Here is a 24,402-nt window from a genome sequence, read left to right on the forward strand (position 1 = left end):
ACCCGGCACCGGGCGGCGGGGGATGCCACCGGCTCCGTTCCGGAGCGTTCCCCGCCACCCCACGACACCCGTCGCCTCAGACTGCAATAGGAGACCACGATGACGATCACCGTCACGAACCAGAAGCCGGCGGTGCTCGACGCCCTGCACACGATCTCGTGCACGGGCGACTACGACCCCATGCCGGCCATCCAGAAGGTCCTGGTCGACCCGCTGCTGGAGCCGCTGAACCCCAGCGCTCCGGCCAGCATCGTCGACGGCTCGGGCCACGACATCACCGGCGACGTCCTGGACATCGTCATGCGCTGCCTCGGCGAAACGATGGACCCGGCCGCTGAAAAGAACGCCAAGGAGCTGCTCGGACAGACCCTGGTCAGCTATGACCAGGGCACGCCCCTGCCGGTGGGTGAGCTGTTCGCCGTCCAGGCCGGGCAGCAAAACAAGTGGCCCGCGCCGTCAGCCCGGGTCCTGTACTCAGCCCAGAACGATGTCATCCCCGCGGCCAAGGGCCTGCTCGCCGGCTCGGCCGACGAAAGCGCCTTCTTCGCCTCCGTCGCCTACACCTACCACCCGAACACCCTCGGCTTCTGGTTCCAGTCCTCTGCCGCCTTCGACGGCTTCAAGATCTGGCTGAACCAGCAGTTGCAGGCGATGGCCGGCGCGAACGCCATGCCCGCAGACACCCTCCGGCTGCTGAACGACTTCGCGAACCTCTCGCTCAAGGGGCTGACCGAGTCGCTGCTTCTGCGCAAGGACGACTCCGACGGCAACGACGAGTTCTCCTTCGCCCGGCTGGTCATTCGCATGCTGATGACCTACGTCGACCAGCGGCGCAAGGCCGCCTCAACAGGCGCGGCTGCCCTCGACACCGGCATCATGCCGTTTACCGTCGGGGAGCTGTTCTGCCCGCGGTCGCTGGTCCTGGTCAACGTCGAGGCCCACGCCCGCGCCACCGCCGCGAAGGTAACGGGGGAGTGGAACCTCATCAACCAGTCCCTCGCCTCGCCCGTGAAAGTCGTCTCCAACGCCGCGCTGTCCAAGCTGACCTCGCTCCCGCGGGCAGCTGCCAGGGCCGCTGCCATGGGCGCACGGCAGCAGCCGGGCCAGCCCGGCTCGCGTTCGGCCCAGGTAAAGTTCCGCAAGGCCCCGCCCACGAAGCTGGACCTGTTCAAGGACATCACCCGGGTGCTCAAGCGCATGGGCAAGGTCAACAAGTCGCAAAACATCTACCGGACCACGAAGACGACCTTCCTCAAGGCCAACCGACGCAACCCGGACGACTTCAACAAGCCCGGCCGGATCACCTCGGTGCAGTACATGCCAGACCTGCACATCTACATCGACACCTCCGGATCGATCTCCGAGGAGAACTACCAGGAGGCGGTGCTGATGCTGATCAAGATCGCCAAGAAGCTCAACGTCAACCTGTATTTCAACTCGTTCAGCCACATGCTCTCCCAGGAAACGTTGCTGAAAGTAGAGAACAAGTCGACGCGGCAGATCTGGAATGAGTTCCGGAAAGTGCCCAAGGTCACCGGAGGCACGGAGTTCAAGCAGATCTGGGACTACATCAACGCCTCGCCAAAGCGCAAGCGCCAGCTGTCGCTGATGATCACCGACTTCGAGTGGCCTCCGCCGTCCAGGCGCGAGGAGCACCCGGCGAACCTCTACTACGCCCCGTGCTCGGCCATGGACTGGAAGTACATGGTCCGCTCCGCCGAGGCGTACGCGAACGGCATGCAGCACATCGACCCGAGCATCCGGCAGAAGCTGCTGGGCATGGTCCTCTGACCCTGCCCTCCAGCCATGGAGGAGACGCCGACCGGCCGAACCGGCCGGCGTCTCCTCCTCCCTCAGACCTACCCGTAACCCTGCCAGGCATCCCGGCGCGCCCACCCAGCGCGCCGCCCGGCGAACCCCACCGAAGGAGGGACCCGCGATGGGCCTCAACAACTTCACGTCGGGCTCCGACGACGACACAAACAGCGGCGGCACGCCTCCGAGCTTCCCGCCCATGGGCGGCATCCCCAGCCAGGGCGGCCAGTCCGACGACGCCGTCAAGGAGCTCCTCGTCGACTACAACGAGAAGTTCAAGAACGCTGACCCGACGATGTTCCGCGACGCGCTCATCGAGCAGGTCCTCTCCGTCCTGATCAGCCGGAACAAGCCGAACGTGCTCCTGAAGGGCTCCGCCGGCGTTGGTAAGACCCGGATCGTCGAGGACATCGCCCGCCGGATCGCCCTGGGCGACACCCTCATCCCGGACCAGCTCAAGGGCTTCACCGTCTACGAGCTGCCCATCACCAACCTCGTCGCCGGCTCCGGCATCGTCGGGCAGCTGGAGGAGAAGGTCCAGACCGTCATCGACTTCGCCTCAGACCCCAAGAACAAGGTCATCCTGTTCATGGACGAGATCCACCAGATCACCGGTGGATCCACCTCCCACACCGACTCAGTGCTGCGAAAGGTCTCGCAGGTGCTCAAGCCTGCCCTGGCCCGCGGCGACATGCGCGTCATCGGTGCCACCACCTCCACCGAGTCCCGGGCCTTCGACGACGACCCTGCCTTCGCGCGGCGCTTCACCCCGCTCATCGTCGACGAACTGACCGTCGAGCAAACCCTCACGGTGCTCGGCAGCGTCCGGCCGGGCCTGGTGGCGCACTACCGCCATCAGATCGCGGTTTCCGACGATGTCCTGGCGGAGACGGTCCGGATCGCGGAGGAGAATTCCCGTGCCGGGCAGCACCGCCCCGACAGCGCCATCACGCTGCTGGACCGGGCGATGGCCGACCGTGTGCTGGAGCAGAAGAAGCTCATCGTCCAGGCCGAGGCAGCCGGAGACACGGCACTCGTGAACACCTTGCGGTCGATCCCGCAGGTGCCGCTGACTACCAAGCGCGTCCTGGACGTGGCCAAGCGTCTGATGACCGGAAACGCCCAGCGCCCGGAGTTCGACGTCGCAACCCTCCGGGCGACCCTGCTGGGCCGCCTGCGCGGACAGGCCGACGTGCTCGAGAAACTTGTGGACCGCCTGGCCCGCGAGGAGCTGGACCTGTTCCCGACGTCGACCCCGACAACCTGGATGCTCGCCGGAGCCTCGGGCGTGGGCAAGACCGAGACCGCGAAGATCATTGCGGAGCAGATGACCGGCACCGAGCCGATCATCCTGAACATGACGGAGTTCCACACTCCCTCGGACACCGCGAAGATCGTCGGGGCACCTCCCGGCTACGTGGGCTCGGACTCCAACCGCGAGCTGCCATTCGACGCGCTCGAGTCCAACCCCCACCGGGTGATCCTGCTCGACGAGTTCGAGAAAGCGGACAAAGCCGTGCAGCGGCTGTTCCTCTCGGCCTTCGACGAGGGCTACATCCGCAACGCCCACGGCAAGGTGCTGGACTTCTCCAAGGCGCTGGTGATCTGCACGACCAACGCCGCGCGGGAAGCCCTGAACCGCAAGCCGGTCGGCTTCGGCTCGGCCCCGCCGGCGGTCTCCCACCGGTCCCTGACCAAGGAGCTGGCTCAGTTCTTCGACGCAGAGCTGCTCGGGCGGTTCTCACTCGTCGTGGGTTTCAACCCGGTCGACGAGCAGGCCTACCGGGAGATCCTCGCGGCGGAGTACAGCCGCCAGCGCGAACGGATCCTGGACGCCAGGCCCCGCCTGGGCCAGACACTGCCCGCGTCGATCCCCGACGACGAGCTGCGTGCCGTCGCCGAGGAGACCTACGTCGATTCCCAGGGTGCGCGTCCGGCCGGCAAGGCTGTGCGCGTGTGGATCGAGGACCGGCTGCTCGCCGCCCAGGCAGCGCCAGTCCCGTCCGCACCACCTGCGGCCGCCGTCTCCGACGAGCCGGAAGCACTGTCCATCGACTGATCCGGCACCACACTGCGTTCGAGCACCCCTGTCCCGGATACCGGGGTGGGGGTGCTCGTGCGTACGCGCATCGCGTTCCACCACAGGAAGTAAGGACGTCACCGCCATGACCATCACGACCACCCACACCACCATCCGTGCAGCACAGCCCGAAGACAGGAGCGAGCAGATCTGCGACGACGCACGGCTGCTGGTCTCCGCCCACTCCGAGGACGCGGCCGACTGCCGTGATCTCGTGCTCATGCTCGGCCTTGTCGAGGTGGACCCCTCGGGGTCCGTCACCAAGGCCAATCCCTGGAACGCCGACTGAAGGTGCTTCCCGCCGGGCCTACCCAAGAGGTGAGCCTGCGATGAACGACCGCGCGCCTGGGTAGCACGCGGTGTCCGGGTCCGCGCGGCTGACGCCGCTGCGCCCGGATTCAGGGGCCTCACGGCCCCTGACGGGTGGGTTGAGAGGAGTGCGGGAGGGCTCGTCGCCAGAGGCGAGCCCTCCCGCTCTCATGCCCGCGCCCGTGACCCAAGCGCTCGTCTAAGAGCATTCGACTGACCATTCATCTCCTGTGAGTATGGTCTATACGGCTCCCATTCGATAAACCCTCTCGACCTGCCTACTGATTCGTTCGAAGAAAGACGACACCATGCCTATCCTGCTTGACGACATCGACCTTTCCGCAGCCGCCGTCGCTGCCCAGAAGACCGTCGACCCGAAGTTCTTCTCCTCTCGTCTGACCGGGTCCGGCAAGAAGACCGGCCTGCTCAACGAGAGCCTGCGGCCGATCAACACTGCGACCAACACCGCCTACGCGGTGGACCGCGACATCGAGGTCAAGCAGAGCTCGACCCACCACGACATCACCACCGCGCTGGTGCCGCTTGCCCCGATCACACGTCGATCCCTGCTCTCGGGCGGCTCGTTCACGCTCCCGGTGCCCCATGTCGACGACCGCTTCGAGCTCGACCTTCCGACGCCGGCCAACTCCTGGGACGTGCACTTCGACATGACCCCCCAGGCCCTGACCGTGTACGAGGACAAGGCTGGCGACAAAATCCGCCGCGACCTGGTGATCCAGTACCGCCTGGAGCTCTACTTCCTCAAGCAGGGCGTGGCTGAGCCCGAGCGCGCCGTCTCGGTGTCCCGCTCCGTCGGCTACGGCAACCACGACGCGGCGGTGTTCCTGCAGTGGGACACCAGCCCTGCCGAGAACGCCCGTGAGTTCATCGAAGATGTGCTCTCGGCCGCAGGGTTGAGTGCCACCAACCTCGACAAGCTCGCCGACTGGATGGACGAGTACCCGATCTACGAGCGCATCACGCGCCTGGCCCGGATCTGGGACTCCGAGGCCATCTCCGACACGGTCTGCCAGTACGTGCAGGACATGCCGGCCAGCCCAACCGAGGAGCAGCTGAACATGCTCGCGGTGCAGCTGCGCTACCTGGAGAACTACAACGTCCCGCTGGAGGCGTACCGCCGGATCCACCAGCAGCTGGACACCACGTTCTCCGCGCCGATCGCGGCGAAGCTGTCCAAGCAGAACCTCAGCCTGCTGATGAACCACACCCTCGACCACCTGGAACGGATGAAGGGCCAGCTCATCACGCCGCCGCAGCCAGCCACGGCGGCGGTGTTCCCGCCGCACCTGTCCAAGCAGCAGCTCGACGCGCTCAGCACGCACGAGCCGCTGGTGATGACGCAGGCCGGCGCGGGCACAGGCAAGTCGACCGTGATCCTCGAGCGCATCAAGTACCTCGAGACCTGCGGGGTGCCCGCCAGCGACATCACCGTCCTGTCGTTCACCAACGCCGCCGCCGACAACATCACCGAGAAGAACCCGAACGTCGGCTCGATGACGATCGCCAAGATGATCATCGACATCTATTCGATGAACCACCCGACCCACAAGGTCTCGGCCATCGACACGATCATCAACTCGATCGACATCTTCTACCCGAACAGCCAGTTCGCGGCGACGTTCCGACACCGCCTGCTGGAGGTCGACCAGAACAAGACCGGCGCGTTCACGGCCCTGAACACCTTCGTCGAGAACCACTTCGACGAGGTGATCGCGCTGCTCGACCGCATCGAGCAGACCTCGCTGGAGCTGCAGATCATCATCTGCTACCAGAAGATCGATGACATGTCCGAGCCTGCCCACGTGCAGAGCAAGTACCTGATCATCGACGAGGTCCAGGACAACTCGGTCTTCGAGTTCATCTACGTGCTGAAGTACATCACCAAGCACGCCCAGTCGCTGTTCATCGTCGGCGACGCCAGCCAGACGCTGTACGAGTTCCGCTCGGCCAACCCGAGGGCGCTCAACACGCTGGAGGGCTCGGGGGTCTTCGCAACCTTCCGGCTCACGACGAATTACCGGAGCAACCAGGAGATTCTCGACTTCGCGAACGTCGTGCTTGGCGGTCTGGAGACCAACCAGTTCGCCAACATCCAGCTGCAGGCCAACTCGCTGGCGGTGCCCACGGCCGACTCCTTCCAGGAGAAGGTCACCCTCAACTACCACGAGGTGGCCCGCCTGACCGGCTTCATCGCCAACGACCTGCAGCCGCTCGTGCGCAACACGGTGATCCCGGAGTACGTTCAGGCCTGCCTGGACCGCGGCGAGCAGGTGGCCTTCCTGGCCTACGCCCGCCGTGAGGTGGCGCTGATCCAGGAAGTGCTCGAGAAGGCCTACCCGAATAAGCACGTGGCCTCGCTCGTCAGCGACCGCGTCTACGCCACGGACATCTTCTCGAAGTACATCAAGTTCTTCTGGAACGACGTCCTGCAGGTGCAGCCGGCCAACGCCTCGTTCGTGGTCTCCCAGGGGATCAAGGACAACATGGGCAAGCTGACGAAGAATGCCGGAAACGTCAACGTCGAGAAGGCAATCCTGCGCACCATCTCCGAGTGGTGGGTCGAGAACAGCGCCGCGATCAACGGCTGGGTGGCCCTGTGCAACCAGGGCAGTCTGCCTGCGAACGTGTTCTTCGACCGGCTCCGCGACAACCTCCTGTCCTTCGAGATCACGCGCAACCAGCAGAAGCTGAACGTGAACAAGCAGAAGAACCAGGAGCGCAAGCGGAAGAACCTCGAGTCCAAGGCCGATCTCGTCGTCTCGACGATCCACGGTGCCAAGGGCCTCGAGTTCGACAACGTCGTCGTCCTCTACAAGGAGGACGCGAAGATGACCCAGGACACCAAGCGGATGTTCTACGTCGCGTTCACGCGCGCCATGAAGAGCCAGTACGTGCTCTCCTACGGCACGGCGAAGAACCCGCCGATCCAGAGCAGCTACGAACAGATCGTCAACGCCCTCACCGAGCGTGACGAGAAGAACGCGCAGCGCGCTGCGGGCATCGACCCGACCCTTCTGGTCGACGACGAGGACGCCGGTACCCCCGGCGACCAGCAGCAGGTCGCAGAAGCCGTCTGACCGACGGCACCGGCGCGGGCGCTCCACCTCCACGAGAGGTCGGAGCGCCCGCGCCTCCTGCTTCCCATCCCATAAACACAGCCAATGCAGCTTCGAAGGAGCACGCCATGACCGCCACTGGAATCCAGGCCGGCTCAGAGGAGCTCGTGCCGGGCCCCGACAGTGCCTACGACCTGGTCATCTGCCACGACGACCGGATCGTCTTCCACGACCACTACCCCTCGCCAGCATTCCGGCTGCGCATGTGCGCGCAGCTGCTGACCGCCTCGGACGTCGTCCTGGGCGCAATCGACGCCTCCGCCGCGAACGAAGTGCACGAGCTGTACCAGTCCAGCTCCGGGCAGTGGGAGAGCGCCCCGGACAGCGTGGTTAACGCCATCGCCAAGCTCTGCCGCCGATGGGGCGTCCAGGTCTACGTGAGCACAACCCGCAAGAAGACCGAGGTTCCCGCCGCGCTCTATTCGGTGATCACCGAGTACGGCCCCGGACAGACCGTCGCCGAGCACTTCACCTCCAGAGAGGCCCGCCGGGCCAGCCTCATCGAGCGTGCCGACATGTTCTTCAGCTCCCGCGGCAGCATCCCCGAGCGGGTGCTGGCCGACGAGCAGCGCCTCGCCGCGCTCGTGGGTGCGTTCCTCATGCCCGCCACCGTGCTCCTCACCGAGGCCGTGCTCGACGAGGCCGACGGCCACTACAAGCCCTCCGGCCGGCCACTGCCGATCCTCTGAGCACCGCCCGAGCGGACGGCCCCGACCACAACCCTGACCAGCAGACCCGGAAGGGACCCGCCATGTCCGCACCTGACACCGTCAAGCCCGAGAACCCGTACGCCCATACGTACGCCGACTTTCTCGCCCAAACCCGGGAGCACGTCCTCGTCGTTCTGCACGACGAGGATCTCTACCGCCACTTCAGGATCCAGGCCCCAGGGACCCGCATGTGGTCCTGGGACGTCACCACCTGGCCCGGCCATATGGCCACCAGCGGCGACATCGCCGACGGCTACATGTTCACCCGAGAACCAGACATGATCGGGTTCTTCGCGTCGGCCGGCAAGAGCGAGGGCTACTACTCCGACGGTGCGCCAAGCATCGACTTCCGCTACTGGGCCGAGAAGCTCTGCGGCGGCCGCTCCCGCGAAGTAAAGCAGTACGACCCAGATCTCTTCATCCAGCTGGTGCGGGAGCACCTCGAAGAAAGCGAGGGACTCGGCACCGAGGCCCAGGAGGTCCACCATCAGCAGTTGGCGCTGCTGGCGCGCCTGCACGAACTGCGCGGCCTTGACGGGGACGCACAGTTGGCGCTCTTCGAGGCCCACTGGAACGCCCAGGAGCACCTCGCGGCCACCGGCACCGTGCTGAACCACGAGCGCCGGAACGCGGCCGCTGCCGCGCGCGCTGCCCTCTGGAGCACCGACGGCATCCCCGACGAGAAGTTCGACCGGCTCACAGAGGAACACAACTGGATGGAGCTCGCCGACATCGAGGTCCCACGACATTCCCCTGCCGAGCGGCGCATGGAAATCATCGAAGACGCCCGCTGGCACGCCGACAGCGAGTCGGAGGCCCACAAATGGCTGGCTGAGCACGAGGACACCGTCGGCTCCGACACCTGGGAGTGGGACCTGCGCGACTGGGACATCCACTTCCTGTTCACCTGCTACTGCGTCGACCTGGCTGTGCGCCTCTACCGCGAGCACGCCGCCGCGAAGACACAGCAATCCGCCGCCTGAGCCGACCCCACCCACATCCCGACCCAAGGAGAACCCATGAGCGCCGATATGCTCACCGCGGCCATCGCCGTCCCGGCCGACCGCACCAAGCCGATCGACTTCGAACGCGGCCGCCTGATGGTCGAGGAGACCGCGGACCCTGAATCGTTCCGGTTCGACGACCCCGAGTCCCAGCTCGAGGAGCTGGTCGAGGACTTCGACCCCGACATGCACCTGGACGCCGAGGGCGAGCCGAGCCCGGAGGTCATCAAACGCGTCGGCCGCAGGGTCATCGACGAGCTCGAAGAGGCGCTGAACTCCAGCGAGACGGACACCATCGAGGTCGCCGGCTACCGGCTGTACCTCTCCGGCGGACTCTCCTCGGGCGATTCCCCCACCGACGCCGCCGACGCGATCTGGCACGCCCACCACCTGCCGGTGACCGTCCTGCTTGCCATGGGATTCATCCCCGACTGCCGCAGGCCGCTGTCCCGGACCAACGGCAACCCCGGACCTGTGACCGACACCGACATCGTCGACGCCATTGCCCTCGGCCTCGGCACCAAGCCGGAGTGGTCCGGTGCCGACGAACTGGAGTGGATCGCCAACGCGATCGGCTCCGTCCGGCCGCACCCGGGAGACCGGGACCCTGCCGAGTACCACGCGGAGTTCACGGAGCAGCACGGCTTCGATCCGGTCGACGACAACTTTCTCATCGGCTATGTCAGCCAGTACGACAACCAGGAAGGCGGGGACTGACCTTGGCCAGCGGTGTTTTCATCCTCTGCGCGTGCTGCGCCCTCAAGCTCGCGAACGACGACGAGTCGGCCTGCCGCGACTACCACGGCCACGACCACGCTCCGCTGCAGGTGCCGGCTGGCACCGCGATCACCCAGGGTCCCCACGAATGGGCGGGCTCTCTCGAACTGACCTGCCATGGCCATGAGAACGGGACCATCCAGCCCCTCGGGGAGTACTGGGTGGCCCAGCCCGGTCCAGCACCGGCCGAAGAAGGAGTGCGATGAGCAGCCGGACGCCAGTGCCCGATGCCCTCTTCGACGCCGATCTCTGCCAGCCTCTCGGCCGCGAGGACTGGGTTGACCGCTTCGACTGGGTGATCATCGACAGGCGCGTCGTGCACGCGCCTGTCACTTGGACATGGACGTGTCCCACATGCGGAGAGTCCGGCGTCATGCCCGATGGTCCCGACCTGCTGGCAGTCCCGCACGGGTCACAGCATGCTGCAGGACTTTTCGGGACGATCGTCCCGCTCGACGTCGAGGCCGAGCGTCCGTCTACTGAATAGCCTCACCGCCCGGAAGGAGGGACCCACCATGACAGAAATCAGCACTGCCACGGCCGCGGTCCTCTCGCCGGCCGTGATCGTCGACATCGACGGGACGGTCGCCACGCACACCCTTCCCGACGGACGCTTCATCAGGGGACACCACGAGTACCGGCTCGTCCCCTGGGACCTGCCCAACCCGCCGGTGATCGAAACCGTGCGCGCCCTGCACGCTGCCGGACTTAAGATCGTGTTCTGCTCCGGCAGGCCGGTCCTGGACGACAACGGCTGGGACGTCGGCCGCGCGACCTACGCCTGGCTCATCGAACATGTGGGGGAGTGGGCTGCCAGCTGCCCTCTGTTCATGCGCGGACAGGGCGACCGCCGGCCGGACGACATCGTCAAGCCCGAGATCTACGAGACCTTTATCCGCGGGCGGTGGGACGTCCTGCTCGCGCTGGATGACCGGCCCAGGGTTATCCGCGCCTGGCAGGCCCTCGGCGTGCCGGTGTTCGACGTCCAGCCCGGCTCGGGCGAGTTCTGATGCATGGCCCGCGCCCTCGACCCGCAGTGGGCCGCAGGGCGCGGGCCTGCTTCTCTTCAACTGCCCCGCTACGCCATTCCCCAGCGACTCAGTGTCCATCAGGAATGGTGGGATATGAGGCACTGGCATCCCATTCGACCACGAATAGACTGGAACCATGACTGACGACAAGACCCCCCAGGCCCCGCGCGAGGGCTCCCTGCCGAAGTTCTCCGTGAACGTCGCCCCGACCCAGAAGATTACCGCCGCCGACCTGGGCACCCTGCTCGAGCGCTTCCGCGCCGGGGATGCCGAGCCCCTGATCTTCGGTGACGGGAACGTCCCCGAGGCCGCCGTAATCCCGTTCGCGGACTTTGTCGACCTGCTCCGGCGGGTCCACGCCGACGAGACTGCCTTCCAGGCCGAGCTTTCCCGCCGCATCCGTGCCTCCGACGCCTCCGAGGAGCCCGGCCTGACCCTCGATGAGCTCGGCGATGAGCTGGGCGAGCCGGCCCGGTCAATGATCCGCAAGGTGCTCGACGATGACTGAGGGGCTGCGGATCAAGGTCCATCTCAGCCCCGGGGCCCGCCAGGACATCGAACGGCTCAACCAGCGCGCCCTGAAGAATCCGCACAGCCGGGACGAGGCGCTCCTTGAGGCCACCATCGTCATGCTCCACCGGCTCAACGGCCGCCGTCACCCGACTAAGCCGCTGGACTACGACTAGGCTTTGCCGACCTCTCCGACTGCGACACAACCTACGTCGGTGCGGACCCCCATGAGAAGCCGCCGCTGCGCATCGTCTCACGCGACGTCAGGCCCGAGCCGCCCGGCGGCATCACCCGGCGCGAGATCGTCGCCATCGGCGCACGCCGCGACAGTAAGGTCTACCGGTCAGCCGGCCAGCGCCTCGGGCGGCCCGTCGGGGTCACCCTCGACCAGCTCGCCGCCCAGCGCCGCGCATCCGCGGCGAAGAACCATGCCCCGCAGGCGGGCAGGGGGCTCGCCACACCCGCACCAGTCGGTGCAGACGTCGAGTTCGACTGACCATTGGGCATCGTTTCTGTTCGTCATTCAGCCTTTCTCATAGAATGGACATGAATGATGATTCGAAGGAGACGGGATGAAGTGATGCACGACTACGACACGGACCACCAGACTTGGGATCCGGCAGTCGCGGAACCACGCCGGGGGATGAGCCCGCGGGCGCAGCTGACAATCCGCCGGAGCCTTGCCCTGGCGATCGCCCTGGGAATGGCCTACGGCATCTTCCATGTGGTCTTCCGCACCGATGTTCTTGCGCCGGTGCTCGCGTACGCCGAACCCGTCAAAGACGGGATCACATGGGTGATCGAGGACCCGAAGCGGGCCTGGCTGGCCTTCGCCGTGCTCGTCATCCCGCACATCGGGCTGTACTACCTGCTGTTCGAGGACCGGAAATGAGGGGACTGGCCATGCTCAGGAACACCAGAACGATCGTGGGGCTGTGCGCGCTCAGCGGAGTCTCGGTCACCGCCGTCATCGGCTGGGCTACCGGCTTCTTCGCCTGGGCCGTGGGCTCCGTCCGTAGCCTGTGGGATGGCTTCATCGCCTTCCTCAACTCGCCGTTCAGCTGGGAGCACCTCGCCGCCGGCGCGGGCGTGCTGCTCATCCCGATCATCATCATCGTCGTGATCTTCGCCATCGCGGATAACTGAGTCGCGCGGCATCTTTTGCAGAACCCGCTCCGGCCGCCGATTCTTGCTTCAGCGGGTACAAATTGGCTGCTTAGGCCCGCGACAGCTCGGAATGCCGCTCGAGGCTGTACCGGATCAAATCCATAGCCGGGGTAAGGGCCCAGACAAGCAGCCTCATGGTCGGCCGGTTTTCCTTGGCGATGACATCATGCGGCAGAGAAGTTGACTGCGCCGGCTTCAGCACGGCATCCGCGGCCCAGCGCCTGCCGTGGGCAAAACCCGAGCACAGCTGCCATACGGACAAGGCGGACGTCCTGGGCACCAGGTCGCGGACCTGCGTGAGTATGTGCGTGCTGCTGGGGAGAATCAACTTTCCAGCGGCCCCGGAGGCATCGAGAATAGCCTGCAGTTGCGCCTTGTCGCTGTCGAAGTCCGGAAGCGTTCCCTGAAGATTCGGATGGCGACGTGCCAGTTCGCTGTACGCAGTCTCGCGGTCTTTGGCTACCTTCAGCGACAGAGACAGCGAACGAACTATCCTGGTCGCCTGTTCTTCTGGCGCTGAAATCCAGGCGGCCTGTGCGGCGCACTCAATGGCTGCCCTGACCAGCGAGAACGGGGCAAGAGTATGTGATGCTCCGGCACCAAGCATGATGCTGTCCAGCGCGTGCAAATGATCGATCGCGCTGACTACCGCATTGGCGATGTTGTGCGACGCCTGGTGGGGTTTGATGAGCCCATCGTCCTGCGCCAGACGGCTTCCGGCTTCCGGGATCCACGCCTCGTGGGAATCCCGGAAGCCCAGCCAGGTCCTCAGCTCCTGAAAATACGAGTCGGCAATCTCGAACTCTTCAGGTTCATCTTCTCGTCGCATGACTCCATTCTTCACATGGCTACATTCTTTATCGCCAGGCACGCTGGAAGCCTTCCGGGAGGGATACTTCCGTCGGCGACAACTCAGGCCTGACCCGCATGAGGCGGACTGAATGCCGGAATGCCTGACCCGACCAGGCTATGTCGGCCGAGACTTCAACCACCAACGGCTCCACCAAAGTCAAGCGAGTGGTGCCGCCCTCCTTGGTGAAGCGGTCCAGCACCCGTTCGCTGATTTCCTCCGGCCATGGATGCCTTCCCCGGGGAGGACGAAGATATGTGGCCAGATCCCTTCCCGCACGAGCCGTCAAGGACGTGGACCGGCCGACAATCCGCAGCCGTCCGTGTACCGGCAAACCCACCACCGCTGCCCGCGGGTGCGCCATGGGACCTATGACCGCCGCAAGAACCACATCAAGGGCGCTTCTGCTCTTGACCTTCAGCCAAATTCGCCGGGGCTCGTACGTCTGCCCTTCACCCTTGATCACAATTCCTTCCACGCCCGTGGCGGTCATGTCACTGAACCATGTGGCCGCCAGGGCCCGGTCGCTGGTCACCGGTGACAGATGCAGTGGCGGAATCCACCCGCGCGCCAGTTCCTCGAGCAGAGCCCGGCGATCCCGGAATTGAAGCCCGCGGGTATCCTGCCCGGCCACTGCCAGGACGTCGAAGGCTATCAGCGAGGCAGGGCTTTTCATCACGAGCTCCGCAAGAGCCGCCTTTGAGCTCACCAGGCGCATCTGCAGCGCATCGAAATCCAGACGGCCGCCGGACCACACCACAACTTCGCCGTCGACAACACAGCCCGGAGGGATCTGCTCACGCACGGAAGCCAACACGTCCGGAAAGTACCTACTCAGATCCTTGCCCTGTCTGCTGTACAGCCACGCCCCATCCGAACCGACCAGGCACACTGCCCGGAAACCGTCGAACTTCATCTCAAAGACTGAGCCGCCGGACAGTGCGTCACCGCGTGGAATCGACTCCACGGCCTTGGCCAAAGCAAGGGCAACAGGAGGATGCAGGGCGGCCGGCAAACCTTCGAACATCGTGGGCACAGCGTAAGCCCAGCGAAGCAGGGGTGGAAACAAGGCTTCCTCCCGGCTGGATGCAGCACCAAGCACCGGGAAGCGTCACAGCAAAGCTGTGACCGGGTCCTTCTTCGATCAGGGAAACCAACCACATTCGAAACAGGAGTCGTCATGTCCACTGAAGCTGTTACAAACCCCGCTGGGTCTGCCGGGACTGCCGATGGCCGGCGCTACAAGGAACCCACCTCACAGCAGATTGAAGATGCAGCGGCCCTGATGTTCCTGGCGGCGACAAGGAAAGCTCTGCGGGACCAGCAGCACATCTGGGATGTCCAACTGGAGTTGGAAGTCTCCTACACCGTACACAACCAGCGCAGGTACTGCGTACACGCCAGCACCCGTACAGGTGAAAGCCTCACGGGCCCACACGGTGTTCTCGTGCATCCGGCCAACGGAACTGCGGAAACGGCTGCCTGGAGCATTGCCGCAGAGGCTCGCAATGCAACGGCAAAACGCCGGCAAAAGGCGGCCATCAAGATTGCGTGACTACTGGCCTTTACCGGGGCGGGGCTTCCGCGCGACCTTCTGGCGTGGCTTGTGTTTTGTCACTGCCGATCTTTAGCCAGAACCAACCGACATACCAAAGAATCGCCGCCAGCCCGATCACAAAGCTGCCAAGCAACACTATCTTGGCCAAGACGTCCAAGCCCTTGGGCTCAAAGGCCATCATGACCAAAGGTACGAGGATCCCCAACGAGAGAACGCCCAGCATCCACATCGCCGCAGCCACACCCACAGGCTTGCCGACGCGGGCCAGCTCTTCATCCAAGCGGTCCCGCTCGGCAACAGCAGCCCGCAGTTGCGTCCGAAGATCGGCCTCAGCGCGGATTTCCTCATCCCGGTGTCGCACTTCGGCTGCGATCGCCCAGCCCGGTCTCAACGCCGATGCCAGATTTGTGTAGTCGAGGAGATCTCTAGATCCAAGAATCGATATTGCGGGAGGATTTGGCAGGAAGGCACGCCGGTGCTTGAATGCCTGTTCATAAATATCCTGGTCGGCGTCCGTGATTTCCAGACCGCGCTCGACGAGATCTGCAAGGTCAAGATTCCTGGTATCGCCTTTTCGGAGCTTCAAGTTGATGGCCTGCACTGCATTTTGCACCCGTTGCCGGAGTGCAACCGCGTATGGTCTGAGCTCTTCCTCTGTTGTTCCCCGTGGCAGGTGGTCCTGGATCAGGGCATCAAGGTCCAGAGCCGGCTCTTCAAGCAGTTTTTCCACTGCCACTCCGTAAAAGCTGCTCTTCGCCCTGTCAAACCGAATCCGCTGCGCGTCTTCCAGATCCGCCTCGATGTGTACGATGCGACCAACTGCCGCATCCACAAGCCTCCGGATTCCCTCCCGTTCGCTGGAGATCGCAACAAGCCGGCTGACAAGAAAACCTCCAATGATGGCGACGAGGACAGCCGACGCCTGGCTGAGGGCGGACAACAAAGTGCTCGGGTCCCAGTCCTGTTCCGCCGACCTGACAATCACGCTAAATGGATCGCATTGCACCACTGACTGGAGCAATGGCACACGGGAGGTACAGGTTAGGAATTCAGACGAGATCACCGAGCGATCATAAGCGACCCCTGACGATGCGCCGTGCACAGGGACCGGTCCTGGCACCTGCAGCCCCTTACTGACAGAAGAACCCCGGTGATGCTTCCGCATCGCCGGGGTTTTTATTTTTTTCTGTCAGCAGCTGCCCGTCGTCTATCCCGCCACCCGGGCAAGGACCTCCTCAGCCTCGTCAAACTCGTCGATCAGCCTCAAGGTCTCCGGGCCACCCAGGTCAGCGTCCGGATCGAGCCGTCGATTGATGCTGCGTGACGCGGAGAACTTCAGCACCGAGTAGTCATCCACGTCCTTCTTGCCGAACCGGACCTTGTGGCCTTTGTGCGTCTGCCGGGCGAAGCGGCCAAAGCCGGTGAGCACGACGGTGTCTCCACGGCGCACGGCGTCGGTGAGCTCCGCGATGAGCGACTCGTACACCTCACTCACCACCCTTATCGGCTGTCCGCTGCGGCCGGCCACCTTCGAGATGAATCCACGCTTGCTGATCCGCGGATGAACCGTCGTCTTCATGCCCACACCTTTGTCCTATCATCCCTCGTCGTCCGCTTCCTGCTTGAAAACCAGTTTATCCGACAGGCCTGTCGAAAAGCGATCCACAGACCTGTCGGTATTCATTCAACTAAAGCTCGATATCCGGATCAATGGACTGGCGGTCGTCCTTGTACTCGTAGTCAACTGACTCAATAATCGACCGAGTCTTCGGATCGCGCCGTGTGCTGACGATCTTGTCGTGGGACTCGTCGAACCGCTGCTGGTCGGCGATCCGGTGGGCCGCGTTGAGCTTGGCGTTGATGTTCTTGTCGCCGAACTCCATCATCGAGCTCACGGAGGACTTCGCACCCTGCTTGGTTGCGTTGACGTTCTTCTTGTTCTGCGCACGCTGCTGCTCCCAGCGACCGCGGTCCTCGGGCGTGACGTACCCGAACATCTGGGCGAGCCGGGAACCGTACCGCTCCTGCTGCTCTACCTGCTGGTCGTCGCTCATGGTCCTGTCTCCTTCTCGTTCGTTTCCGGACTATGCCGGCTGGTAGTCCTCGGCTCCGCGGTCGCGGCTCCACTGGCCCTCCGGCCCCGGCCGGGCCGAGGGGCCGGGCCCCTGTCGGAAGGGCTGGGGCCGCGTGCGCTGCGCCGCCAGGAAAGTAGCGGGATCGTCGACCGCGGCCCGCATCGTGTCCTGCCAGTCCTCGCCGAGGGCCAGCTTGAGCTCGTGCTCAAAATCCGGGTCCTCCTTGTTCAGCTCCTCGATGGCGTCCACGTAGGCGTTCGAGTAGACACGCTGCTGCTCCTCGTCCGAGAGACCATCGATCTCCATGCTTGCGAGCATGCTCTCGGACTGGTCGAGGCGCTGCTGGAGGTCCTCGGGCAGCCCGCGGGTGTCCAGGCCCTGCTTCTTGGCCGCGAAACCGATCATGTAGCCCATGACACTGCCGCCGAGGGCCTGTCCGTCGCCACGCTGGACGCCGTCCAGCATCGCCGCCTTCATGGTTTCCGCCAGCTGGACCTGGTGCTCGTCCGGCTCCATCGGCAGGCGCAGCGTGAACATGCCCTCGTCGGGGATCCGCCGGCCCAGGTGGTCGTCGAACTCCCCGGTCCAGACCTCGCGTACCCTGTCGGTGCCCGCGAGGCGGGCCTCGTGCGGCGAGGCCTTGACGATGCGGCCGTGCGCGACGCCGTTGAACATCAGGCGCAGCTCCGGCTCGGACTCCATCCGCTCGCCGATGATCGTCCGGGCGCGCTTGACCACCTCGGCACGGTCGAGCCCGTCGTCCTCCATCTGCTGGCGCAGGCGCTTGCGCAGGGCCTTGTAGCTGGCGTTGATCTGCTTCGCGTCCTGCTCGGGGTCACGCATCTTCCAGAAGGCGTTCTCCATGAGTGCGACCTCGGTCATGGCCGCCGACTCGGGAGTAAACAACTCACGGTTGCCCCGCTCGCGGCGCTCCAGGTCCTCCAGGCGGGTACGCCAGCGCCGGGAAAGGAAGTCGTCCCTGCTGGTGCCCCACCGCCCGCCCGACTTCCCGGACTGCTTCCCGCCGTCGTCGCCGGCGGCCTCCTGCGCCTCCGGCGCGCCCCCGAACAGATCTCCGACCAGGGCCGCCTGGCGCTCGGCCCTCTCGCCGATGTGCCGGGTCTTCGCGTCGATCCGGTCCTGGACCTTGTCCTTAAACGGCTGCAGGTAGGAGTCCATCTCCTTCCTGAAGTCAGGAGCGAGCATCCGCATTGCCATCATCATGCCGGCGGCCTGGATGACCGAGTTCGGGTTCACGCCGCGGGTGAGCGGACGCAGGCAGCCCTGCATCATCATCTGCATGTAGACCGCGTGCATCGCGTCGAACTCCTTCGTGCGCTCCCCGTCGTTGAAACCGGGCACGAGCAGCTTCGAATCGCGCAGCGTCTGCATGTACGCCTCGCCCGCCAGCCGCGTCTCCGCCCGGAGCTTCAGCAGCCGCTCCCGGTCGTCGAGGCCGTCATCGTCGGCCGCAGCGCGCTCCTGGTCGCGTGCACGCTGGCGCTCCCGCTCCTCGGTCCGCTCCCGCGTCGCGGCCCCGAAGAAGCCGCGGGCACGGTCGCGCAGCCGCTCGCGCTGCCCGCGTGAGGTGTCGTGTCCGCCCTGCGTCTCCGGCTCGTCGACAATCTCCGCGTCGATGATGTCCTCCTCCCCGCCGTCCATCCCGTACACGGCATGGACGTCGCCCAACGGGTCGACAGGCAGTGCCTTGCGCCCCCGGCCCCTGCCGCCCGGACCCATTTCCCGCTCCGTGTCCTGTGTCATGTCAGCCTCCCAGTCCATAGTCGTCGTCACTCTGCTGCTGCCCGGTCTCGTAGCTCGGCGTCCAGGCCGGGTGACGGCCGCCCACGCCGACGGCGTGTGCCGAGCGCCGGCTGGCACCGCGCGCCCTGGCGGCCCCGTCCCCGGTCTGCGCGAGCACGTCACGCTTGAGGACCGAGGCATCCACCGCGGCCTCCGCGGAGTCCAGGCCGTCCAGCCCGTCGAGGCCGTGCGCCGCGAACGCGTCGAGCTCGCGCGCCGCCGCGGCCCGGGCACGGCGGGTGCCCGCTGAGGCGAACTGCTCGTTCTTCTCGCCGTCGAAGACGCTCTCGCGATTCTTCGCAGCCTGCACCAGCGCCTCGAAGTCGCCGCCGTAGGCCATACGGTCCATCACCGTGCCCGCCAGGGACGGGTCCTCCTCGAGGTTGCGCACCAGGCCCGACTTCGGGTCCTCCAGCGCGCGGGCGACACGGGCGACGCAGTCCGGGTTGACCGAAACGTTGAACCCGTCCTTGGCCTCGTAGAACTCAACGAACTGGGCCTCCCACTCCTCGGCCGTGGCCTGGACAGCCTCGCCGTCGGCGAACTCGGGACGCCACTGGCCGGGGCCGGTGTGCTCAAGCTTGCGGCCGCGCCACAGATCGCGCCCGGGACCCTGCAACATCTCGTACTTGTGCCGGGCCTCCGCAGCGTCGTGCTTGGCCTGCAGGATCGACTGGGTCACCGGATAGGTCACCTCAAGCACCGCCTTCAGGTCAGCGCCGCGCAGGGCGCGCACCGCACGCTGGGAGAACGAGCCACCCAGTCCCGTGCCGTGGGCCTTGATCGCCGTGGCGAACATCGAGGCCTCCTGGTCCTCCTGCGTGATGCCCGGCGTACCCTGCTCGTCGCCGAGGTTGCGGGCGTAGTCCCCGAGCTTCTTCTCGCTGCCCTTGGCTCCGGTCTCGACGCAGACTTCGCGCACGCTCTGCAAGTGCGCCTCGCGGCTGCTGAAGGTCAGCGCCGAGCCGAACTCGCCGCGCTGTGCCGAGCGATAGAGATCGCTGAGCTCCTCGACGAGGACCTCGTGGCCGGCGGCAACCTCGTGCGGATCGCTGACGAACCGCAGGCGGTTCGCCTCCTTGACGGCACTCTCAAGACTCTCCGCCAGCTCCGGGTTCTTGGACAGCGCCACCTGGGTGTCCAGCGAGACCTGCATGGCCAGCGGGTGCGAGCCGTCGGCCTTCACCACGCCGGTGTCCAGGAGGTTCGCTCCGACCGAGAGCCTGGCCATCGCCTCGGCCTTGGCGGCCTCGCTGTGCAGCCTCACCACGGCGACCGCATCACCGTCGAAGTCGCCGTCGAAGCACTGGTCCATCACCGGGTTGATCGCCGCGCCGGTGAGCCGGTCGTCGATCGCCACGCGCATGTAGCGCACGCCGGCGTCGCGCAGGACCGGGTCGCGCCAGACCAGCGCGTGATCGCCTTCGGCCAGGCCCAGCTGCTCGGCCTTGACCGAACTCAGAGCGATCTGATCGATGTCCAGCCGAGGGTCGGCGGTCCAGACCATCGTGGCCGAGTCCGACAGGCGCGAGCTCATCAGCCCGGTCTTGAAGATGTTGTTCTTGCCGGTCAGCACGCGGTTCTGCACGTCCGTGGTGATCGCCTCGAAGGCACGCTGTGCCCGCGAGACAGACTCGCTCATGCCCCGGCGCACCTCGGCGCGCTTGTCCGGCGACAGGCCGTGGTCGTCCAGCTGCTCGGCCATGTACCGGTAGCGGCAGGCTTCGACGAAGACGTCCTGGTAGCTGCGCGTGTAGTCGTGCGTGACGGACGTGCCGTCGTCGAACTCCTGGCCGCTGCGCAGGTGCGAAGAGAGCACCGGCAGCTTCCACGAAGTCGCGCTGACCGTCTCGGTCAGCTGACCCGTCGGGTAGGTCAGCGGAAAGGGGATTTCCATGTCGCCGCCGCGATCGCCGATCAGGTCGCCGAAGGACTTGCGCATGGCCGTGGTGTTCAGCCCCGGCGTCGCGCCCTCGCTGCGCGGCTGCGTGCGCATCAGTTCTGGCATCGGGATCAGGCGGCGCTCGGGCCGCTCGTCGACACTCTCGGCTTGGCCCACGACGCGCAGGGTGCCGTCGGCCTCCATGTCCAGTCCCGCCACCAGCAGATACTCGCGCAGGTTCGACTCGGCACCGGAGTTGTGGCCGTAGAACTCGCGCATGATCGCCGGGCAGTCCTGGGACTGCAGCGCCCAGGCCAGCTGCGAGGAGGCCTTGCGCCCCTTGCCGGCGCGCACCTGTTCGTCGTCGTAGATCTTAGTCTTCTCGTCGACAGCCATGTGGGTGACCACGAACCGCATCTCGCCCAACCCTCCGTCGACCGGCCCGGCCTCGGGGCCCTGGACGGCCGGGCGGCGGATGTCGCCCACGGCACCGCCCATCAGCTCGCGCGCCGATCCGGCGTTGCGGCGGGAGATCAGCGAAAACGGGCTCATCACCACGTCGATGCCCGGGTTCTCCCCGAACCAGGCCACCTCCTGCTCCAGGCCCTGGGCACGCGCCTCGTCCGGGTCCATGTGGCGGTCGACCACCAGAGAGACGACACCCTTGTTGCCGTGCAGATCGCTGATCTTGTCGCCCACGACGAGGTCGCGCAGCTGGCCACCGGCCCCGCGGATGCGGTGCCGCTCGGAGAACTCCGTCGACACCACGATCGGGTCGTCGGCCGTCCAGCCGCCGAAGGTCATCAGAGCGGTGCCGGTCGGCTTCGTCACCTCGGAAGACTGCATGATCGTCGAGGCCGTCATCTGCTGCCGGTCGAACGGGTCATAGCGCAGCGTCTCCAGCTCCGGCCGGCTCATCAGCGGGGCGCGGGAGCCGGTCACGGTCTCCGGGTCACCCGGCTCAATCGTGCCGTCGGGGCGCACGGCGGCGTCCTCGGTGAGGTAGCGCACGATGCCCTGGTTGGTCGCGCCGCCGGTCATCACCGGATCGAAGAAGCCGCCGGGAGCCGTCACATGGTTACGGTCGGTTCCCGTGAGCACCGTCATGTTCCGTCCACCGGTGAGCCGCCAGGCGTCGAAGACGTTGTCGTCGGCCGGGTCGGTGCGATCGCGTTCGGCGCGGTACTCGGCGTAGATCGTCGAGCCCTGCTTGATCTCGTTGGAGTAGCGCACGCGCTTGGCCTCGGTCTCGAGGATCGAGGCCGTCCACTCGTCCAGTCGTGCGGTGGCCTTGCCGGTGGCGGGGTCGACCTCATACGTCGTGGCCCGTTCGATGAAGTCAACCGGGTGCTTGGTACCGTAGAGCTGCGAGTACACCGCGTTCAGCGAGGCCGGCTCGCCGGTCCGGCTGCGGCCGGAGACGAGGTCACCGGCAAGCTGGTACTGGATGCGCTCGTGCATCAGCTGTTCGTAGCCGCGCAGCACCGTGCGCTCCTCGACCGACTTGGGGGCCTCGCCCGGGGTCTGGGCCTTGATCCGCGCCTCGTAGCCGGGGACGATCAGCGCGTTCTCGCCACTGGCGAAGCGCGTGACAATTTCCCCATGGCTGCCGACATCGAAGACCTGGCCGATCTCACCGGAGACCGGCGTGGCCTTGCCGTCACGACGCAGCTTTTCGGCGGTCCAGCTGATGACGCCCTGCGCGTCGACCAGGATCTCACCCGGCGTCGCGGCGTTGCGCTCGATGCTCTCCCGGACGGTCTGACCGATCCGACGCATGAACTCCGAGGGATGCTCGGCGATGGGGGCGGCGGTGGCCGCGTGGAAGGAGACGATCCGGTCCTTGAAGCGGGTCGCCTGGAAGCTGGTACCCATGAGCTCGGTGGGAGGCACCCCGCAGCGGCGCAGCGCCGAGGCGAGATTGTCCAGGTTCGACCACTGGCCGGTCGGGCTGGTCATGTACTTGGCGACGCGGGCGGGGTCGAAGCGCTGGTCGAGCCACTCGCCGTCGATCAGGTGCGGCTCGGCATCCCAGGTGCCGACCAGCTCGAACGGAACGTCATCAGCGTGCGCACGGACCTTGTCGGCGGCCGTGCCACCATAGACCAGGTTGCCCAGGTCCGGAAGCTCACCGGCCTGCAGCTCGCCGATCTCCTCCAGGCGCTCCTGGTACATCTCCTCGGTCGCGCCCGGACGCAACAGCTCGCTGCGCGCTCCGGTGAGTACGTCCCAATATGAGCGCTGGATCGCCGCGACCTCGGGGTCAGAGGCATACTCCGGGGGCTCGATCTCGTCGAGCGCGCCCTCGGTGCGCTGCAGCTCAGACTCCGCGCGCAGAATCAGCTCCTCGACGCCCAGGGCGGCGCGCAGGTTCTCCCGCGCGGTGTCCACGGCCTCGCGACCGTAGGCCTCGGCCGGCTCTGCATCCACGAAGAAGGTCGGCAGGGAGCGGTTCTTGGCATCCCGGCGCAGCATGACCTTGGACCCGGGGCGCGGGGCGCTCTCACCGGGGACGATATAGTCCGCGACGACGAACATGCTCTCGCGGTCGACGTGATAGCTGTCCGGCACGTCGATGAGGGAGCGGCCGCGGCCATGCTCGGGGTGGCTGGAGCCGACGACGCCGACCACCGTGCCGGGAAGATCGTCGCGTTCAATGGGCAGGCCTTGGGCGAAACGCAACAGCCGCACGGCGTCCTCGGAGGTCGGGGCGGGCACGGCCATGCCGCCGGGCACCCGGTGATTGGTGCTGTAGCGCAGCACCGTTCCGTTGTCATAGATGCGCGCCCCGGCGTACTCCTCCTGGCGCGTGTCAGTGAGACGGATCTCCATGCCGGTCCCGGAGATCCGGGCCTTGATCTGCCCGGGCTCACGGTCGCGCAGGACCTCGTAGGCCACGCCCTGGGACTTCAGCTCCTCGAGCAGCGCCGCCGAGCGCGCCTCCGCCCGCTGGGACATAAAACGGTTGCGGTCAACGCGGCCGGTCTGCGGGTCGCGTCCGCCGTCGATGACCCACTCGCGGACCTGGTCGTACTCCTGGCGGCTCATCTTGTCCATGAGCGCCGTGAGGCCTGCGGCGTCGTCGTTGGTCATGGCGCGGCCGGCCTCGTACGGCTTACCGTCCTCGTCGAGCCGCCAGAGCGTCATGTTCCCGCGGCGCGGCTCAGACAAGGACTCCACCTCGCCGCCGGCGTTCTTCACGATCGTCTCGTCGGGAATGTACAGCAGCTCGGTACCTGCGCGCTTCACCGTCGCACGCTCGGACCAGGCCGGGTCGTAAGGGCTGATCGGCAGCCGCGCCGAACGCGGGTCAATCTCCGCTCCGACACCCGTGGCACGGGTGAACTCACGCTGCAGCGTCTGGTAGCGCTCGTTGGCGGGGGAGTGGTCGCCGAACTGCGGCTCGTAGTCCGGGACGCGCTCGGAGAAGGCCGTGTCGATCGCAGTCAGACACGCGGTGACGCCGAGTCCGGGATCAGCCAGGGCGGTTCCGCGCTGGCCGAGGATCTGGTCAACCCGTCCGCGGATGGCCTTCGCCTGGGAGATGGGAATGATCTCCCCGCTCTGTTCCCGGGCCTGCTCGACTGCCTTGTAGAAGACGTACTCGTAGAAGTACCGCCTCAGTCCGTGTGCCTTCTTCATTGCTACTCAGCCTCCTGTGGACGCTCGGGGACATAACTATGTATAGATCATA

22 protein-coding genes are annotated in these 24,402 nt (G+C 66.0%); 15 read left to right on the forward strand and 7 right to left on the reverse strand.

Features of this window, described 5'->3' with window-relative positions:
* Window positions 1-99: 99 nt before the first annotated feature.
* The 14 genes from EU811_RS13545 (at window position 100) to EU811_RS13610 (ending at window position 12,519) form a co-directional block, all read left to right on the forward strand.
* Window positions 100-1,791 carry a hypothetical protein gene (locus EU811_RS13545; protein ID WP_142938881.1) on the forward strand — a complete coding sequence of 564 codons (1,692 nt, stop codon included), beginning with the start codon at window positions 100-102 and terminating at the stop codon, window positions 1,789-1,791.
* A 148-nt stretch (window positions 1,792-1,939) separates the two neighbouring features.
* A complete protein-coding gene (locus EU811_RS13550) occupies window positions 1,940-3,874 on the forward strand; it encodes an AAA family ATPase (RefSeq protein ID WP_142938882.1) in 1,935 nt (644 codons plus the stop codon).
* Between the two features lie 106 nt (window positions 3,875-3,980).
* Complete coding sequence (locus EU811_RS13555) at window positions 3,981-4,184, forward strand: hypothetical protein (protein ID WP_142938883.1); 204 nt, start codon at window positions 3,981-3,983, stop codon at window positions 4,182-4,184.
* Between the two features lie 328 nt (window positions 4,185-4,512).
* Window positions 4,513-7,302, forward strand: a complete 2,790-nt coding sequence (locus EU811_RS13560; RefSeq protein WP_142938884.1) for an AAA family ATPase — start codon at window positions 4,513-4,515, stop codon at window positions 7,300-7,302.
* A 107-nt stretch (window positions 7,303-7,409) separates the two neighbouring features.
* Window positions 7,410-8,030 (forward strand): hypothetical protein, encoded by a 621-nt coding sequence (locus EU811_RS13565; protein ID WP_142938885.1) that lies wholly within the window; start codon window positions 7,410-7,412, stop codon window positions 8,028-8,030.
* Window positions 8,031-8,092: 62 nt separating this feature from the next.
* Window positions 8,093-9,034 (forward strand): hypothetical protein, encoded by a 942-nt coding sequence (locus tag EU811_RS13570; protein ID WP_142938886.1) that lies wholly within the window; start codon window positions 8,093-8,095, stop codon window positions 9,032-9,034.
* Between the two features lie 36 nt (window positions 9,035-9,070).
* Entirely contained in the window at window positions 9,071-9,772 is a 702-nt protein-coding gene (locus EU811_RS13575) for a hypothetical protein (protein WP_142938887.1), read from the forward strand.
* A 2-nt stretch (window positions 9,773-9,774) separates the two neighbouring features.
* On the forward strand, window positions 9,775-10,038 hold the full coding sequence (locus EU811_RS13580; RefSeq protein WP_142938888.1) for a hypothetical protein: 264 nt from the start codon (window positions 9,775-9,777) through the stop codon (window positions 10,036-10,038).
* Window positions 10,035-10,319 (forward strand): hypothetical protein, encoded by a 285-nt coding sequence (locus tag EU811_RS13585; RefSeq protein ID WP_071416456.1) that lies wholly within the window; start codon window positions 10,035-10,037, stop codon window positions 10,317-10,319. The genes EU811_RS13580 and EU811_RS13585 overlap by 4 nt, the downstream gene beginning before the upstream one ends.
* 28 nt (window positions 10,320-10,347) lie before the next feature.
* Window positions 10,348-10,842 (forward strand): phosphatase domain-containing protein, encoded by a 495-nt coding sequence (locus EU811_RS13590; RefSeq protein ID WP_142938889.1) that lies wholly within the window; start codon window positions 10,348-10,350, stop codon window positions 10,840-10,842.
* A gap of 157 nt (window positions 10,843-10,999) precedes the next feature.
* The gene (locus EU811_RS13595; protein ID WP_056387433.1) at window positions 11,000-11,371 is read left to right on the forward strand and encodes a hypothetical protein; all 372 of its coding nucleotides are present in this window, start codon (window positions 11,000-11,002) and stop codon (window positions 11,369-11,371) included.
* Complete coding sequence (locus tag EU811_RS13600; protein WP_142938890.1) at window positions 11,364-11,549, forward strand: hypothetical protein; 186 nt, start codon at window positions 11,364-11,366, stop codon at window positions 11,547-11,549. Before EU811_RS13595 ends, EU811_RS13600 begins: the two co-directional genes overlap by 8 nt.
* A 401-nt stretch (window positions 11,550-11,950) precedes the next feature.
* The gene (locus tag EU811_RS13605) at window positions 11,951-12,265 is read left to right on the forward strand and encodes a hypothetical protein (RefSeq protein ID WP_142938891.1); all 315 of its coding nucleotides are present in this window, start codon (window positions 11,951-11,953) and stop codon (window positions 12,263-12,265) included.
* Window positions 12,266-12,276: 11 nt separating this feature from the next.
* A complete protein-coding gene (locus EU811_RS13610; RefSeq protein ID WP_142938892.1) occupies window positions 12,277-12,519 on the forward strand; it encodes a hypothetical protein in 243 nt (80 codons plus the stop codon).
* 70 nt (window positions 12,520-12,589) lie between these two features.
* On the opposite strand, the gene EU811_RS13615 is transcribed toward EU811_RS13610, so the two are convergent.
* Together EU811_RS13615 and EU811_RS13620 are read right to left on the reverse strand one after the other, a co-directional pair.
* Window positions 12,590-13,411: a hypothetical protein gene (locus EU811_RS13615; protein ID WP_142938893.1), complete on the reverse strand. Its 822-nt coding sequence runs from the start codon at window positions 13,409-13,411 to the stop codon at window positions 12,590-12,592.
* On the reverse strand, window positions 13,398-14,459 hold the full coding sequence (locus EU811_RS13620) for an ATP-dependent DNA ligase (RefSeq protein ID WP_308292712.1): 1,062 nt from the start codon (window positions 14,457-14,459) through the stop codon (window positions 13,398-13,400). The genes EU811_RS13615 and EU811_RS13620 overlap by 14 nt, the downstream gene beginning before the upstream one ends.
* Before the next feature lie 111 nt (window positions 14,460-14,570).
* Here EU811_RS13620 and EU811_RS13625 point away from each other — a divergent pair, with 111 nt between their 5' ends.
* Window positions 14,571-14,945: a hypothetical protein gene (locus EU811_RS13625; RefSeq protein ID WP_142938894.1), complete on the forward strand. Its 375-nt coding sequence runs from the start codon at window positions 14,571-14,573 to the stop codon at window positions 14,943-14,945.
* Window positions 14,946-14,955: 10 nt separating this feature from the next.
* On the opposite strand, the gene EU811_RS13630 is transcribed toward EU811_RS13625, so the two are convergent.
* From EU811_RS13630 to EU811_RS13650, 5 genes are all read right to left on the reverse strand, one after another.
* Window positions 14,956-16,050, reverse strand: a complete 1,095-nt coding sequence (locus tag EU811_RS13630; protein WP_142938895.1) for a hypothetical protein — start codon at window positions 16,048-16,050, stop codon at window positions 14,956-14,958.
* Window positions 16,051-16,155: 105 nt separating this feature from the next.
* The gene (locus EU811_RS13635; RefSeq protein ID WP_133830707.1) at window positions 16,156-16,527 is read right to left on the reverse strand and encodes an HU family DNA-binding protein; all 372 of its coding nucleotides are present in this window, start codon (window positions 16,525-16,527) and stop codon (window positions 16,156-16,158) included.
* Window positions 16,528-16,636: 109 nt separating this feature from the next.
* Complete coding sequence (locus EU811_RS13640) at window positions 16,637-17,002, reverse strand: hypothetical protein (protein ID WP_142938896.1); 366 nt, start codon at window positions 17,000-17,002, stop codon at window positions 16,637-16,639.
* A 30-nt stretch (window positions 17,003-17,032) separates the two neighbouring features.
* A complete protein-coding gene (locus EU811_RS13645; protein WP_142938897.1) occupies window positions 17,033-18,787 on the reverse strand; it encodes a hypothetical protein in 1,755 nt (584 codons plus the stop codon).
* A 1-nt stretch (window position 18,788) separates the two neighbouring features.
* Window positions 18,789-24,350: a hypothetical protein gene (locus EU811_RS13650; RefSeq protein WP_142938898.1), complete on the reverse strand. Its 5,562-nt coding sequence runs from the start codon at window positions 24,348-24,350 to the stop codon at window positions 18,789-18,791.
* Window positions 24,351-24,402: the final 52 nt, after the last annotated feature.

This window comes from Arthrobacter sp. TS-15, assembly GCF_006964045.1.
Classification (GTDB): Bacteria; Actinomycetota; Actinomycetes; order Actinomycetales; family Micrococcaceae; genus Arthrobacter.

What these genes read in the sequence shown, in the direction of transcription:
- EU811_RS13610 (WP_142938892.1), top strand. Translation starts at nt 12,277, where the DNA reads ATGCTCAGGAACACCAGAACGATCGTGGGGCTGTGCGCGCTCAGCGGA.
- EU811_RS13575 (WP_142938887.1), top strand. Translation starts at nt 9,071, where the DNA reads ATGAGCGCCGATATGCTCACCGCGGCCATCGCCGTCCCGGCCGACCGC.
- EU811_RS13595 (WP_056387433.1), top strand. Translation starts at nt 11,000, where the DNA reads ATGACTGACGACAAGACCCCCCAGGCCCCGCGCGAGGGCTCCCTGCCG.
- EU811_RS13590 (WP_142938889.1), top strand. Translation starts at nt 10,348, where the DNA reads ATGACAGAAATCAGCACTGCCACGGCCGCGGTCCTCTCGCCGGCCGTG.
- EU811_RS13545 (WP_142938881.1), top strand. Translation starts at nt 100, where the DNA reads ATGACGATCACCGTCACGAACCAGAAGCCGGCGGTGCTCGACGCCCTG.
- EU811_RS13650 (WP_142938898.1), bottom strand. Translation starts at nt 24,350, where the DNA reads ATGAAGAAGGCACACGGACTGAGGCGGTACTTCTACGAGTACGTCTTC.
- EU811_RS13565 (WP_142938885.1), top strand. Translation starts at nt 7,410, where the DNA reads ATGACCGCCACTGGAATCCAGGCCGGCTCAGAGGAGCTCGTGCCGGGC.
- EU811_RS13560 (WP_142938884.1), top strand. Translation starts at nt 4,513, where the DNA reads ATGCCTATCCTGCTTGACGACATCGACCTTTCCGCAGCCGCCGTCGCT.
- EU811_RS13570 (WP_142938886.1), top strand. Translation starts at nt 8,093, where the DNA reads ATGTCCGCACCTGACACCGTCAAGCCCGAGAACCCGTACGCCCATACG.
- EU811_RS13635 (WP_133830707.1), bottom strand. Translation starts at nt 16,527, where the DNA reads ATGAAGACGACGGTTCATCCGCGGATCAGCAAGCGTGGATTCATCTCG.
- EU811_RS13550 (WP_142938882.1), top strand. Translation starts at nt 1,940, where the DNA reads ATGGGCCTCAACAACTTCACGTCGGGCTCCGACGACGACACAAACAGC.
- EU811_RS13645 (WP_142938897.1), bottom strand. Translation starts at nt 18,787, where the DNA reads ATGACACAGGACACGGAGCGGGAAATGGGTCCGGGCGGCAGGGGCCGG.
- EU811_RS13600 (WP_142938890.1), top strand. Translation starts at nt 11,364, where the DNA reads ATGACTGAGGGGCTGCGGATCAAGGTCCATCTCAGCCCCGGGGCCCGC.
- EU811_RS13625 (WP_142938894.1), top strand. Translation starts at nt 14,571, where the DNA reads ATGTCCACTGAAGCTGTTACAAACCCCGCTGGGTCTGCCGGGACTGCC.
- EU811_RS13640 (WP_142938896.1), bottom strand. Translation starts at nt 17,002, where the DNA reads ATGAGCGACGACCAGCAGGTAGAGCAGCAGGAGCGGTACGGTTCCCGG.
- EU811_RS13585 (WP_071416456.1), top strand. Translation starts at nt 10,035, where the DNA reads ATGAGCAGCCGGACGCCAGTGCCCGATGCCCTCTTCGACGCCGATCTC.
- EU811_RS13555 (WP_142938883.1), top strand. Translation starts at nt 3,981, where the DNA reads ATGACCATCACGACCACCCACACCACCATCCGTGCAGCACAGCCCGAA.